The organism is Halomonas salipaludis, assembly GCF_002286975.1.
In the GTDB taxonomy this organism is placed as follows: domain Bacteria; phylum Pseudomonadota; class Gammaproteobacteria; order Pseudomonadales; family Halomonadaceae; genus Franzmannia; species Franzmannia salipaludis.
The window spans coordinates 723278-738298 of record NZ_NSKB01000002.1 but is presented as its reverse complement, the minus strand read 5'-3'; the positions used below and the strand labels follow the sequence as shown (position 1 = coordinate 738298).

General features: G+C 58.9%; 11 protein-coding genes and 1 pseudogene. 1 reads left to right on the top strand and 11 read right to left on the bottom strand.

The window, feature by feature from the left end; genetic code table 11:
- Positions 1–53: 53 nt before the first annotated feature.
- The 11 genes and pseudogenes from CK498_RS07340 to CK498_RS26960 all read right to left on the bottom strand — a co-directional run.
- Positions 54–1118 carry an ABC transporter permease gene (locus CK498_RS07340; protein ID WP_095620178.1) on the bottom strand — a complete coding sequence of 355 codons (1065 nt, stop codon included), beginning with the start codon at positions 1116–1118 and terminating at the stop codon, positions 54–56.
- A gap of 11 nt (positions 1119–1129) precedes the next feature.
- Entirely contained in the window at positions 1130–2692 is a 1563-nt protein-coding gene (locus CK498_RS07335) for a sugar ABC transporter ATP-binding protein (RefSeq protein WP_095620177.1), read from the bottom strand.
- Position 2693: 1 nt separating this feature from the next.
- Positions 2694–3344, bottom strand: a complete 651-nt coding sequence (locus tag CK498_RS07330) for a DUF2291 family protein (protein ID WP_176475742.1) — start codon at positions 3342–3344, stop codon at positions 2694–2696.
- A 67-nt stretch (positions 3345–3411) separates the two neighbouring features.
- Positions 3412–4392: a substrate-binding domain-containing protein gene (locus CK498_RS07325; RefSeq protein ID WP_217987714.1), complete on the bottom strand. Its 981-nt coding sequence runs from the start codon at positions 4390–4392 to the stop codon at positions 3412–3414.
- 67 nt (positions 4393–4459) lie between these two features.
- Positions 4460–5257, bottom strand: coding sequence for a GolD/DthD family dehydrogenase (locus CK498_RS07320; RefSeq protein WP_095620175.1), 798 nt, complete (start codon positions 5255–5257; stop codon positions 4460–4462).
- A gap of 56 nt (positions 5258–5313) precedes the next feature.
- Positions 5314–6111 carry an SDR family NAD(P)-dependent oxidoreductase gene (locus tag CK498_RS07315; protein WP_095620174.1) on the bottom strand — a complete coding sequence of 266 codons (798 nt, stop codon included), beginning with the start codon at positions 6109–6111 and terminating at the stop codon, positions 5314–5316.
- A gap of 80 nt (positions 6112–6191) precedes the next feature.
- Complete coding sequence (locus tag CK498_RS07310) at positions 6192–7184, bottom strand: sugar-binding transcriptional regulator (RefSeq protein ID WP_141246926.1); 993 nt, start codon at positions 7182–7184, stop codon at positions 6192–6194.
- Positions 7185–8678, bottom strand: a complete 1494-nt coding sequence (locus tag CK498_RS07305) for an FGGY family carbohydrate kinase (protein ID WP_095620172.1) — start codon at positions 8676–8678, stop codon at positions 7185–7187.
- 7 nt (positions 8679–8685) lie between these two features.
- A complete protein-coding gene (locus CK498_RS07300; RefSeq protein ID WP_229358991.1) occupies positions 8686–9621 on the bottom strand; it encodes a transketolase family protein in 936 nt (311 codons plus the stop codon).
- An 11-nt stretch (positions 9622–9632) separates the two neighbouring features.
- The gene (locus tag CK498_RS07295) at positions 9633–10460 is read right to left on the bottom strand and encodes a transketolase (protein ID WP_095620170.1); all 828 of its coding nucleotides are present in this window, start codon (positions 10458–10460) and stop codon (positions 9633–9635) included.
- Positions 10461–11189: 729 nt separating this feature from the next.
- A pseudogene (locus tag CK498_RS26960) lies at positions 11190–11321 on the bottom strand (hypothetical protein); the annotation flags it as partial.
- On the opposite strand from CK498_RS26960, the gene CK498_RS07285 reads away from it, so the two are divergent.
- Positions 11309–12574: a DUF3541 domain-containing protein gene (locus CK498_RS07285; RefSeq protein WP_095620169.1), complete on the top strand. Its 1266-nt coding sequence runs from the start codon at positions 11309–11311 to the stop codon at positions 12572–12574. The pseudogene CK498_RS26960 and the gene CK498_RS07285 overlap by 13 nt on opposite strands.
- The last annotated feature ends 2447 nt before the right edge of the window (positions 12575–15021 follow it).

Sequence of the window (15021 nt, the reverse complement as noted above, 5' to 3'; positions counted from 1 at the left end):
CACCCTGATTGAGCGTATCGGGCAAGGAATGAGTCTCGACGCAGCCTAAGATGTCAGGTGGTCACCATCACCTTCTTCTGCAGGCGCTGCTGGAGTTGGTCGATGACGACGGCGACGATGATCACCAGGCCCATGATCACCATTTGCCAGAAGTTGCTGACACCGGACATGACCATGCCATCGTTGAGGATGCTGATGACACAGGCACCGATAACCGAGCCGATGACCGAGCCACGCCCGCCAGCGAGTGCGGTGCCTCCCAACACCACGGCGGCGATGGCACGCAGCTCGTAAGTATCACCGGTCATGGGGTGGCCCGTCTGGAGCTGGGAGGTGACCACCAGCCCCACCAACGCGGCACAGAAGCCCGAGAATACATACACCCATAGCTTGATCTTGCGAACCCTGAGACCTGAGAACACTGCCGCATGCTCATTGCCGCCAATGGCATAGACGTAGCGCCCAAAAGGTGTCCTGAGACTGACCAGCCATGTGATGAGGGCCAGGATGGCCAGTATCCAGACGGGGATACCGATTCCCAGAAAGGAACCGTTGCCCAAGAGGGAAAAGCCAGTATTACCGAGTGCTTCATGACCCCGGAGCTGAGAGTAAGTTCCACCATCGTTCATCAATAAGGCGGCACCACGAACGACATAGAGCATACCGAGTGTGGCGATAAAGGGTGCCACGTTGAGGTAGGTGATCAGCGAACCGTTGATGTAACCGATCAAAGCGCCGATCAAACAGGTCAATAAAATGACCTCAGGGACGTTGAAAAATATAGTGTAATCTCCAATGGAGATTCCCTGCATCAGGAGGAAGCCCGCAACCATGCCGCTGAGCCCTACAGTCGATCCTACCGAGAGGTCGATGCCTCCCGTCAAGATAACGAGTGTCATCCCGACCGCCAGAATGCCGATAACGGTGATATGCTGGGCCATTATCAACATGTTGGAGGTGGTTAGGAAGTTGTTCACTGTCAATGAGAAGTAAGCAATTACAACGAATAAGGCGACAAATATTCTAAGCTTGAGAACCAGAAGGAGCGCTTTTGATAGCCGAAGGCTGGCTTTATGTTCGACATTATCTGGTACGCCAACATCGCTAACTGAGGACATTTTATAACTCCTTAATGAATGGTCGCAGGCGTAGTGGGAGAAGCCATTCTCGTAATCAGATCACGCTCTGCGTCATCTCGAGTCAGTGAAGCAGTGATTTTTCCTCCGGCCATTACGAGAACACGGTCAGAAACCGCCAACACTTCATCCAGTTCGGACGAAGTGTAAATGACAGAGACACCTTGAGCCGCGATATCACTCATCGCGCGATAGATATCAGCCTTGGCGCCAACATCGACCCCCCGAGTCGGCTCATCGAAAAGCAGCACCTTGGGTTGAGTTAGCAATGCCTTGCCGATGATGACCTTTTGCATGTTCCCGCCACTCAGGGTAGTGATTGCGTGGTCCGCATGCGGTGCTTTGATGCCTAGCCTTTGGATGATTTCATCACAGTTCTCCGTCTCTAAACGCCGCCTGATAAGGCGCAGGCCTAATAGTTTTGAACAATAACGGCCGATGCTCGACAGGGTCATGTTGTCCTTGACGGACATAGGCTGAATCATACCAAAGCTCTGTCGGTCCTCTGGCACAAGTGCAATACCTGCCTTAATGCGGTTGGCGGGCTTCCCTTTCTTCAGCACCTGGCCATCGAATACGATTTCGCCGCTGGCATTGCGATGAAGCCCCAGCAAGACTTCCATCAACTCGGTACGCCCAGCGCCCATGAGTCCATAGATACCTATAACCTCACCACGTTTTACGTCGAAGTTGACGTGATCAAGAGCCATGGTGCCGTTGATGCGTTTAAGCACAAGATCGCGCACTGATAGGATGGATTCACCAAGATCACGCGGTTGGTAATCAAACTGTTTCTTTTCGCTCCCCACCATTTTCTGAACGATCCAGGGAATATCGATATTATTCACCTCATCGATACCCACAATACGTCCATTGCGTAGCACTGTGATATGATCACCAATCCTCATGATCTCCTCGAGACGATGAGAGATATAGATAATCGCCACTCCCTGGCTGCGCAGGGTGTCGATGATACCGAACAGGACCTGTACCTCCTTTTGGCTCAGTGCAGAGGTCGGCTCATCCATGATCAGTACGCTTACATCACGGCTGAGCACACGCGCTATCTCGACCAGCTGCTGCTGCCCTACATAGAGATCACCTATACGGGTCGTGGGATCAATATCAAGCCCAACCCGCTCGAGAAGTTTCTTGGCTACATGGTGCTGGGCGTCGGTATCTATAAGGCCTGACTTCAACATTTCTTTGCCAATGAATAGATTCTCGGCAATGGACATGTCTTGAAAGAGGTTGAGCTCCTGAAAGATGATGCCAATACCAGCTCGCTCCGCAGCTCGAATACTATGAAAGTTTACCGGCTTGTCCCCGACCAAGAGCTTGCCACTGGAAGGTCGCTCCACGCCCGCAAGAATTTTCATCAGCGTCGATTTTCCAGCGCCATTCTCCCCAATAAGCACATTAACACTGGCGGGAAAAACCTCATAATTGACGTTATCTAATGCCAAGGTTCCTGGGTAGAGTTTGCTCACCTCTCTCACCTTGACCAAAGGAGTCTTCTCGGCGTGGTGCTTATCAATGACTGGGGGAACTGTCATGTCATTCGCCTCCCACTCTTTCAAGGGATACTGGGACAACCTGGATTGTTGAGTCCATTCCAGTCCAGGTGGCATAGGCTCCCACGACGCTAATCCGATCACCCGGTGTGACCTCACCAAAGTTTTCAATGATCGAGATCACTTCATTGTTTAGGTCATCCGAAAAAGAGGCAAAAGCATCTTGGTTGCTGAAGTCGTTGTAGACAATGTCGGGATAGCCATCACGCAGGGCTGTTCCGGGAATGACGGGACCTGACAGGATCACCACTTCACTTCCACTACCAGTGTCAGAGAGAGTAATCTTTCCGACACGGGAAGAAGTGTCGATGTTGTCTATCACGCCAGAAGTCTGGATCCAGAAAGTACAGGGGAAGGCTTGCCCCTTCTGAATACCATATTCTTCACAGGTCGTTTCGAAACCTTGATTCTCGATGGCCGATAATACTTCGCCAACATTTCTAGTGGAGGATGAGGCCCAAGGAATGATGTCGTCATAGAGCAACGACGATGCATCTATGGAGGGGGGAGTGCCTCCGGTTTTTATCTCGATGAGCTCTTCGGATGAGACAATCGTGAAACCACTCAGGATCAGAGTGGTGGACGTCAATATTGCCAAGCCGAAGGTGCGTGCTATACAGGATGTATTGTTCATATCGGCACCGCGTATCACTCCGATGATGTAGTGGAAGTGGTGGAATCCACCACTCCCACCGCTCAGCTTAGTTACTCTGATATTCGAAGTCGTTGACGTAATCGGCATTGTCTTCCGTGATCAGAACTCCGCGAAAGAGCTGACGCTCTTCCGACTCTCCGGTCTCTCCGGTCTCGAGGTACTGGTGCAGCTGATTGACACCCTGACGGGCAAGCTCCTGAGCCTGGAGCATGGCAGTTGCATAGAGTCTTCCATCCAGCACCGCATCTCGCTCATCATTACTGCCGTCGATGCCGACTACAGTGACATCTGTTATGCCAGCAGCTTCCAGTGACGCGATGGCTCCAAGCGCAACCGGGCCGTTACCTGCAATGACACCAGTGATGTCTGAGTGCTCTTGAAGAATGGAATCCATTGCTTGCTTAGCCCTCAGTAGCTCACCTCCGGCATCCTGGCGCGCGACCATTTCCAGATCAGGGTACTGATCGAGTACGCGATGGTAAGCGGTGGAGCGTGTGACGCAGTTGTTATCTGCCAAGTTACAGGTCAGCTCGACATACTTCCCTGATTCACCAACCTTCTCGATAAAAGCCTCTGCGACCTGAGAGGCTGCTTGCACGTTATTGTGGGTTAGCTGTGCGATGGCAATACCATCCTCAGGAATCTCACGGTTGATCAACACAACAGGCACATTGTGCTCCGTGGCGTAACGCACTGCTGCGACGCTGGCTGATGAGTCAGCATTGTCCAGTACAATACCATTTGCTCCTTGGGCTACTATGGAGTTGATAAGTTCACGCTGGCGATTCACATCTTCGCTATGGGAAAAGACCCTCGCTTCATAACCCAACTCTTCGGCTTGGGCCTTGGCGGCATTGGCTTCCGCAGCATAGTAAGGGTTATCCAGTGAATTGACGAGAATGGCGATGTTGCCTTGTACACTGTTGTCCTGAGCATGCAACGTGCTGACGCCAGTGAGGAAAACCATGGCCGACATTGAGGCCAGCGCTGTGGACTGTTTGATAAGCTGGAGTGTTTTTCTCTTCATTGTTGTGATCCTTTTTCTGTACAAAGATTTGTTTATTTTGCCGTTCTTCTACATAAAAATTTTTCTATTACCAAATTGTGTACCCTCCATCGATCATCAAGTCGGCGCCATTTATCATATCGCTACCGTTAGACGCCAGGAAAAGAATGCTGGCAGCGATCTCATCGGTATAAGCAAACCTTCCCATGGGAATCATCGACTTCATCCGTTCTCCCTTTTCCCCTTCCCAGGCGGCAGCACCCATGGGTGTAAGCACCACGGTAGGCGAAATACTGTTCACATTGATGCCACGCGGCCCCCACTCCTTGGCTAGGCTCTTGGTCATACCGAGAAGCCCCGCTTTGGCAGATGTATAGGCACAATGCTGGTCAATAGCGACGGTAGCTGCCTGGGAGGCAATATTGATAATCTTGCCACCCTTGCCACGGGTCAGCATATGGCGGCCGACTGCCTTTGAGCATAGGAAGGGGGCGGTGAAATTAACATCCACCTGGCGTTGCCATTCGATAAGGGAGATCTCTTCTGCAGGAGTTAAAGTGATGGTGCCTGCGGCGTTGACGAGTACATCGATGGTACCGAAGTGCTGTATTACCTCATCGATGCAGGCATCTACCTGATCTTCTTTGGTGACATCACAGCACCAGGCACGGACGCGATCGCTGGGATATCTTCCCATCGCTTCGTCGACACGGTCTTTTTCGAAGTCTGGATAGAAGATGGCGATCTTGGCGCCTTTGCTTAGCAAGGCCTCATTGGCGGCTGTGGCAATACCACCGAGCCCCCCAGTAACCACGACGACTTTCCCTTCAATGGTAAAGTTAAAGTCGACGCCGTATTTAAGGGACATATCGTAAGATGTGCTCATAGTAAATGCCTCGGTTTATATATTTTCTATTGCAAGCTGGGTCTAGAGTTTAAAAGTCAAGACATGATCAGGCCACCATCGACATTGATGGCTTGTCCCGTGATATAGCGGGCATCTTCGGAGGCAAGAAAGGCTGCCGTTCCAGCAACTTCTTCTGGCTGTGCTGTTCGTCTCATTGGAATGTTTTGCACCCATTCCTTCATCAGTTCACCGGGTTGGTACTTGCCTAGAAGATTACCCCATTCCCGGTCATTGTAGACCCACATGTCTGTCTCGATGATGCCGGGACAAATGGCGTTTATTGTTATGCCCGCGGATGCGAATTCACGGGCGAGACTCTGCGTTATACCAAGCACTCCAAATTTGCTGGCTGCATAGTGCGGCGTGTAGATAAAACCTTGGCGAGCCTGGCCAGACGCCATGTTGATCAAGGTGCCGTGACCGGCTTTTTCCATATGCTTGAGCGCCGCCTTGCAGCACAGAAAGACGCCCTTGGTATTGACATCCATGACCTTGTCCCAGTCTTCTTCAGGAAGCTCCTGCAAACGGGCGATAGTGATGATACCGGCATTCTGTACGGAGATGTCGAGGCGTGAAAACTGATCGACAACACTGGCGTAACAGGCTTCAACCTGCGCGCTATTGGTCACGTCCATTTGCCTGCCGATGACCTTACCGGTAAGTCCTGCAGCTTCGACCTGATGCTGCAGCTCTTTGGCGACGTCGGTGACCTCGGCACGATTCGATGCCAGAACAACATTCGCCCCTTCCATGGCGAAGCGCTTTGCAATGGCAAGACCAATGCCCCTATCAGCTCCGACAGCGACCGCTACCTGACCTTCAAAGCGTTTCATTATCTCGATCCTCCTTTACGACATGTGCCACGTCTGTAGTGCCTAGTGAATCGCCTGTCGCTGCACCATTCACTGTGGTGTTATAAGCTGGCCTTCTCGGCCAGTGCCTCGGCGGTGAAACAGTCGGTAATCAGTACCTGGATCCAGCCTCCGAGGGCGGCGGCTCGGATCGACGCCACCTTTTGATGGCCACCCGCTACACCAACGACACGGGGCACCTTCTTCAGGCTTGGGGCGCTGATCGCCACCACCCTCTCATCGAGGGCATGGCTCACTGCCTGGCCATTAGCGTCGAAGAACCTCAGACAGACATCACCCACGGCGCCACAGCCGGCCAATTCAGCGAGCTCCTCGTCAGAGAAAGCGTTGCCACTTCGGGCGAGAAACTGAGAGGGGGCGAGCGTACCGATACCGACCAGCGCTACGGTGAGGTCATCGAAGAGCGCCATGGTCTCTCGTACATAAGGTTCCTCGCAGAACACCTTGCGAGCATCAGAGGTGCTAGCGATTCCGGCGACGTGCATGAAGGCAGGGCGTGCAGCGAGCCGATTGGCAAGCTGAAGGGTCAGGTTTTCCGCCAAGTGCTCGGCACGATCGTGAGACATCCCACCCATCAGCTGCACTACGCGTTCGGCCTTTATCTGTCCTTTGGCCGGCAAGTGCTCGGACAGGGCCACCAGAGCCGAACTCCAGCTCGAGATGCCAACTCTGTCGCTTTCGCGCAGTGTGGATGCCAGATACTGCGCTGCCGCTTCGCCAATGCTCGACACGATGGCGTTGTCGCTGTTGTCTGGGCAGGAGGTCACCACCACTTCGTCCAGACCGAGCTTGCTGGCCAGTTCCTCCTCGAGCAGGTGGTAGGTGCCCTCCGGTGGCTTGATGCTGATCGAAACGATGCCCTCTTTTTGTGCCCGTCTCAGCAGGCGCGATACGCCTGCCTGGGACAGGCTTAACCTGGCGGCAATATCGACTTGCCGCACCTGCTCTACCCAGTAGAGGTGGGCTGCCTTGGTCACTAGTCGGAGCTCATATTCCGGTTTCATCGCGCCACCTTTTGTATGCGTAACGTCCACTTAACGTTTGAGGTGAGAAAGGGTTCGCTCGACGGAGGACAGCCAGTTTGCATGGCGTGCCTCCAGCTCGGTGGCAGCAACGTACTCGAAGGTGTCGAAATCGGATGCCACCGATGCCAGGGCTTCGGGTGTCGGCCACGTGCCGAGCGCTTTCCCGGCCAGCAAGGCTGCACCCAAGGCGGACAGCTCCGCTTGCTTGGCGCGCTGGACGGGGACCCTTAACGTATCGGCTTGGAGTTGCATCAGCCAGCCGTTGGCGCTTGCCCCTCCGTCGGCCTTGAGCGCCGACAGCGGCGTGAGGCCGTGACGCTCGAAAGCCGCTCGCACGACATCGACCACATCTTTGATCTGGAAAGTGATCGACTCGAAGGCTGCCCGTGCAACGTCTTCGCGCGCTGTATTGAAGGTCAGGCCGTCCAGTAGTCCGCGGACATCGCCGACCCAGCGTGGCGCGCCCAGCCCCACCATGGCGGGTACCAGCACTTCGCTCCCCTCGGTGCCGGCGGATTCGGCCAACTCGGCAAGGCGCTCGACCGAACCGTCCAGCCCCAGCAGCTTGGCTACCCAGGGCAGTACGGCGGCACTCACCGTAATGTTGCCTTCCAGGGCGTAAGTCCTGCCTTCGGCCGTTTCCCAGGCCACCGTCGTGGCCAGGCCTTCGGCCCGAATCAGACGGTTCTCGGTGGCGGTCATGACCGAGGAGCCCGTGCCGTAGGTCGCTTTGACGATGCCCGGACGGAATCCACCCTGGGCGAATAGGGCTGCGTGAGAATCACCAATCATTGACAGAATGGGGATGCCAGCCTTGAGCGAGCCGAACTGACTCGTAGTGCCGAAGGCGTAGCTCGATGGGCGAATCGTCGGCAGCATGTCGTGTGGGATGCCGAAGATATCAAGCAGTTCCGGAGACCACTGTCCCGTACTGATATCACACAGTTGCGTTCTGGAAGCGTTCGACGTATCCGTCAGATGCGCCACTCCGCCGGTGAGATTCCACAGCAGCCAGCTGTCGATGTTGCCTAAGCGCACATTGCCCCGGCTCTGCCCGGTTTCCAGGGAATCGAGTAGCCAGCGAAACTTCGATCCGGAGAAGAGGGGATCGATGGGGAGTCCGGACAGTTCCTGCACCCGGGCATTCAGTCCCAGGCGCTTGAGTTCGTCGCAGAAGGGCTGGCTGCGGCGGCACTGCCAACTGGCACAGGGTGCCAGGGGCTTGCCTGTGTCAGAGTCCCAGGCGATAGCGGATTCGCGCTGCGAGGAAATGCCAATGGCAGCGACGACGACGTCCGGTTGAGAGGCGAGACACTTGTCGATCGCGCCCATGACGCTTCGCACGATCTCTTCGCCCGACTGCTCGACCCATCCCGGCTGCGGGTAGTAGCAGGGCACGGGCATGTGAGCTCTGGCGATGATATTGCCGCTTAGATCCACCAACACCGCCTTGGAGTTGGTCGTACCTTGATCGATGGCCAGAATGGCAGACGTCGTCATCATGGGGTCCTCATCCAAGCAGTGTTTTGGCTGAAGCCACGATGCCGTCTACCGACATGCCGGTGTTATCAAGCAGCCACTCGGCAGAGCCGGTGGGGGCAAATTCAGGGAAGCCCAGCAGCGACATTTTGCAAGGCGCCTCGCTGACCACGACCTCCGCAATGGCGCTACCCATGCCGCCACGTACGCTGTGCTCTTCGACAGTCAATAGATGGCCGGTTTCTCGAGCACACTTGACGATGGTGTCTCTGTCGAGGGGTGAGATGCTCGAGAAGTTGATGACACGTGCCTGGATCCCGTCACTTGCCAGGCGCTCGGCCGCGTCGAGCACACGGCAGACGGTCACGCCGCAACCGATCAGGGTGATGTCGTTGCCTTCCCGTAGGGGCACGGCCCTACCGGGAACGAATTCGTAATCCTTGGGCAGCACGGTGGGAACGCCCATGCGGCTCAGACGCACGAAGCACGGATGGTCGCTCTGTGCCACATAGCGAATCACGGCCGCGGTCTCGATGTCGTCTGCCGGTACGAAAATGTCCAGGCCCGCCAGGGGGCGCGTCCATGCCAGGTCCTCGATGGAGTGGTGGGTTGGTCCCAGCTCGCCATAGGCAACGCCGCTGCTCATGCCACACATCTTGACGTTGGCATTGGAGTAGGCGATGTCGGCCTTGATCTGTTCCAGCGCACGTCCCGTTAGGAAACACGATGCTGCGCAGACGAACGGCACCAGGCCGGCGTTCGCCAGGCCAGCACCCGACCCCACCAAGGTCTGCTCGGCAATGCCGACATTGATCAAGCGCTCTGGCCACTTCTTCCGGAAGCCGTTGAGCTTGCTAGAGCCAATAGAATCGTTGACGACAGTAACGATGTTCTCGTTCTGCTCGGCAAGCGCTTCCAGTGTTGCTGCAAAAGCGTCACGGCAGTCGTGTAGCTGTGATTTATCCATGGTTGCCATCGTTATGCGCCTCGCTCCAGCTCGTTCAGTGCTTCTTTGACTTGTTCCGGGCTCGGTACCTTGTGGTGCCACTCGACACGATCCTCGATGAAGGACACGCCCTTGCCCTTGAGGGTATTGGCCACGATGCAGCGTGGCTTACCGGCACGAGGACCCTTCAGTGCCTCGATGAGGGCACCGTAGTCATGGCCGTCGACTTCGAGTGCTTCCCAGCCGAAAGCGGTGAAGCGTTCGGCCAGGGGATCTAGAGAGGTCACGTCATGAGTGCGATCCCCCTGCTGGAGGCGATTGCGGTCGACGATCAGTGTCAGGTTGTCCAGTTCCTTGTGGGCCGCAGTCATGGCCGCTTCCCAGTTACTACCTTCCTGGATCTCACCGTCACCGACGACGACGAAGACCTGCCAGGCTTTCTTTTGAATCTTGGCGCCGATGGCAGCGCCGACACCGACAGGCAGCCCGTGCCCCAGGGGACCGGTACTGGTTTCCACGCCGGGTAGCTTCTCGTTGCAGGGGTGGCCATTGAGCCGCGACTTGGGCTGGATGAAGGTGGCGAGCTCCGCCACTGGGAAGTAGCCGGCGTGGGCCATGGTTGTGTAAAGAGCGACCGCACAGTGTCCCTTACTCAAGATGAAGCGGTCACGGTTTGGGGCGGTCGGTTCCGCCGGGTTCACGTTCAGTACGTTGAAGTACAGCGTGCCAAGAATGTCGATGACAGATAGATCACCGCCAATGTGGCCCATGTTGGCGTCGCCGATGGTCTTGATGATCGTCGTTCTCATATCACGGCACTTCCGTGCCAGTTCGTCTGGAGCTAATACCGTTATAGACATGAAGCATTGCCTCGCTATGAATATTTATTCATTAACTGAATATAAATTTATAGAGGGAATACTTGGCCATATGTTTAGCTTCGTCAAGGATATTCAAGATGAGGAGGGCTATCCATTGGTATAATGAAGAGCAACGATATCTGGCATGTCGGATTAAGTTATTCTTTTTAAAACAGCATATTAACTATTTTCCTGACGGTTTCTTCTTCTTGAGTCTTTTTGGTTGAAGGTTAATTCGCTTGCTGAATAATTATTCATATGTCGTAAGGAGAAAATATATTCGGCGCGGTGTCGTGGAGATATGCTAAGGAGAGGAAGAGGTCTCTGACTTTTCGATTATCACCTTCCCTTGCCGCGGATCAGCCTCTTCTCTTAATGCTCGCGCAGCAGTATGAAAGTACGGAGTAATTGTCTGTGCGGGTGAATCGAGAAGGCTTGGCGAGCAAGACCATCATCCCATTAATACGACACTGCCCGGCCAGAGACCGGGCAGTGTCGTTGAGATAAACGGGGGAATGCGTCAGTCGGCCAGCCAGTGGGTCTGGTGGAGATTCCTCAATGTCACGACGCAAGCCTCAGCGGCCTCGCGCCCCTTGGTCACGAAGTGATCGTGGAAGAACGACGTGTGGGTGGCGTGCTCGTGGAAGTGGTGCGGGGTGAGCACCACGACAGCACCGGTACTTCGGTATCGAGTTGGACCCGCATCATGCCATCGATCACCGACTGAGCGACGAAGTCGTGGCGATAGATGCCACCATCGATCACCAAACCGTGTGCTATCAGCCCAGTATCAGAGCCGGCGTTAGCAGTGGCTATACTGGTTAGGTGCCAACAAGGAGGTGCCCGAGATGCGTCATGCATTCCCACGTGGATGGCTGGTGGCCTGGCTGGCGCTGCTGTGGCTGGCGGGCTGTGCCGCTCAGAGCCCCGCGCCGGCGACCGAGGCGAGCGTCGCCGAGGCGATCCAGGCTCGCTACGAAGCCGAGCTGTTCACGCTGCCGCTGGACAAGCAGCGCCACTACGCCCAGCGGCTCTATCGCATCAGCGGCGACGCGCGCTATGTACCGTTGACCGAGGGCCACGCCAAGCGGCTGATGCTGCGTATCAATGAGGAGCTCGATGGCTTGGCTGCGCCTGACTACGCCGCGCGGCGCAGCCAGGCGCTGCTCGACGCCTATCCCACGCGTACCGCCAAGCAGCGTGCCCGGCACCAGATGTTCGCCGACTGGGGCGAGGTGATCTACGCCCGTCGCCTGCTGTTCTCGCTGGTGCAGCTCGACTACTACGGGCTGCTCGGCACGCCGCGCCTGGCCGGCCACGAGCGTGCCCTCGACTATCTGGCCGAGGTCGATTTCGCCGCCTTCTTGAGCGACCCGCAGGTGCTGTCGGTGTACGCTGCCCAGGTGGCCAATATCGTTCACTACCTGCATCAGCTGGGGATCGTCGACCTGCGCGACGAGGTGGTCGGCGCCTTCCGCGAGCACTATTCGCCGGCGCGGGTCGCGACGCTGGATGTCGACGAATACCGCAACCGCATCTACGGCATGACCCATTTCGTGATCGCCGACAGCCGCTACTACCAGCGCGACGTCAGCGCTAGCGAACATGCCTGGATTCTCGACGCCTTCGCCGCCGAGCTGCCGCGTATCCTGCGCGATACCACCGAGGACATCATGGCCGAGGTGGGGATCAGTTTCCTGCTCGCCGGCCAGGGCGACCATCCGGCGGTGACGCGGCTGCGCGAGGCGATCGTCGCCGCCTTCGACCCGCAGGCGAGGATGATCCCCGCCACCGATGGCAGTACCGATCTCGAACGCGGCGAGCATCGCAACGTGCTGGCGATCATGCTGCTGCGCTGGCCGGTGCAGCTGCATCCTGGCCCCGACCTGAGCGATGCGCTGGGCGAGGCGCCGCTGGCCGGCCGTTGGCCGTCACGGTGGGTCGATCTCCAGCGATTCCAGCCAGTGGCTGTCGGAGGCGAACGCATCGCTGAACACCGGCTGGCGCTCGAACCAGCTGCGCGCCCCGGGCCACTGCCAGCGGCGCCGGCCGTCGCCCAGCGCCACGCCCAGCGCGACGGGGCCGTAGCGGGCGTAGAACACGCCGCGCGGTGAAGCCTCGCCGAGACGCAGGTTGGCGCGCAACTCGCGGCCCTGGCCGTTGAGCTCGAGATCACGGATATCCAGGCGTTGCTGGCGCATGTCGAGCCGCGCCGAGCCGCGGATGTCGCGCACGGTAAGCAGGTTGCGCAGCCAGCGCCGCTGATTGGCGGCGCTGACGAACAGATCCACCAGCGGGCCACTGTCGCGCATTGCTAGGCGCAGCTCGCTGTCGAGTATCAGCGGCTGCTGCCAGGTCAGGCGCCCTTTGGCAAGCTCCAGGTCGGCCCACCAGCCCGCGGAGCGGGCGTCGTCGTCGGCCAGCTGAAGGTTGCTTAGCGAAACCCGCGAGCCGCTGCTGTCGAAGGTCATATCACGCAGGTCGCCATCATTGAGTCGTGCATCGATCATCAGGCTGCCGCTGAGCTGACGCTCGCGGAAGGCCAGCTGTGCGTCGGGGGCGTCGAGGCGCAGCATGCCGTGGGCCTGGTAGCCGTCGAGGCGCAGGTCGCTGGCCAGGGTGGCGCGCCCACCCAGCAGCGTCAGCGGCGAGTCGTCCGGCAGGTAGGCGTTGAACACGGTGAGGTCCGGCGCCTTGATATGCGGCAGGGCGATATGCGTATCCAGGGCCTGCAATCCGGCGTCGAGGTCGAGCCGGCGGGCTTCGGCGGTGAGCTGCATATGACGGCCCTCGATCAGCGCTGCGTCGGCGTCGCCGCGGCGCAGGGCGAGCTGCGGCATGCGCAGGGTCAGCGCCGCGCTGAGCGCTTCACGGCTGCCGGTGGCGGTGGCCACCAGCTGGCCGTCGCCGCGGGCGCTGAGGTCGAGAAAGCCCAGTGAGAACGGCGTGGCGTCGAGGCGCAGCTCGCTGCCCGGCACCAGCCGGCCGGCGTCGAGTTCGATATCGGCGCGCAGCTGTGCGGCGCCATCCACCGTCAGACCGTGCTCGCTGGCCAGCAGCGCGTTGAACAGCGCCATATTGGCGAGCAGGCCATCGAGGCGTAGCCGGCCGCTGGGAGTGCGCGCGCCGCCCTGCTGCCAGCCGCTGCCGCCGGTGAGCACTGCGTCGCGGGCCACCACCACGCTGCGTGTTTCGGCGTCCGCGGCGCTGGCCTGCAGCGCCAGCCGCGAGCCGCTGACATCGAGTCGCCCGCTATCGAAGTGCGCCTGGTTGATGATCAGCTCGAGGTCGGCGGCGCCGCTCAGCGCCTGGCCCAGCAGTTGGCCACGAATGGCTGAGCCGTCGAGCGTGATTCGCCCGCGGGCGCTGTCGCGGTCGACCACCAGCACGCCGCTGGTGGTGGCGGTGCCGCCGTCCAGCTGCCAGGCCGGCGACTCGGGCAGATAGAGGTTTAGCGCGGCGACATCGGGCACCTCGGCGGCCTGCCACGCCAGTTGCGCCTCGGGGTTGCCCAGCTGGCGACCGCTGTCAGGCAGTTCGCCAGTGGCGCTGAGCGAGAGGTGCGGTGCGTCGAACAGCTGGCGGCCGTCGCTCAGGCGGCTTACGCCGACTTCGCGCAGGTCCAGGGTCAGCAGGCCGCGCTGCGGTGTGTCGTCGACCACGCTGGCGGTGAGGGTGCCCTGGCCGAAGGTGTCGAGGCCCAGGAAGCGTCCGCCGATCGCCTGCGAGTCGATCTGCAGCCGGCTGCCGGGCAGCGGCCGGCCCTGGTGGATATCGAGCTCGGCACTCAGGCGGCCGCCGCCGCGCAGGCCCAGCGACTGGTCGACGAACAGCTCGCCGAGCAGACCGTCGAGCACACTGAGATTGTCGATCTCGCCCGAGACGCTCAGGGCGGCGTCGAACGGCGTGGTGGCGAGCAGTGGGGCGGCGACCACCGGGGCGTCGCGGTGAGTGTCGCCGGCGGCGACAAACGGCTCCAGCGGCAGCAGTGGCCAGGCGCTGGCCAGCTCGGCGCGGGGGAACACCAGCGAGGTGGTCAGTGGTTCGTCGGTGTCGTCGCCGGTGGCTGCCAGCCTGAGATGAGTGCCGGAGAGGTCGAGCTGGCCGCTGCGCGGATCGAGCAGCGGCAAGGCCAGGGTCAGGCCCAGGCGCCCGCGCATGGGGGTGTCGCCGAGGCGCAGGCCGACCTCGTCGCCGTCGAGGCGGAAGGTGCCGGAGAGGGTATCGTCGCGATAGTCGAGAAACCCGCGCAGGCGCGCACGGCCGCCTTCCAATTGGAGCGGAATGGCGGCAGGCAGGTAGGGCGCCAGCGCGGCGATATCGCTCAGCTCGGTGTCCTCCCAGCGCAGCCCGGCGCGGTGCAGGCGCTCGGGGGGCTGGTCGAGGCGCAGCCGGTCGCCGGCCAGGGCGATGCGAAAGCCGTCGCCGCGCATCACCTCGCTGCCGCCCTGCTGCCACATGCGCATGTCGTCCAACGCCAGGTCCAGTCGCGTTTCCGGCTCACCGCGGTCGTCGCTGATGGTGGCGCGGATGCGGCCGTCACCGAGCAGTTGGTAGCGCT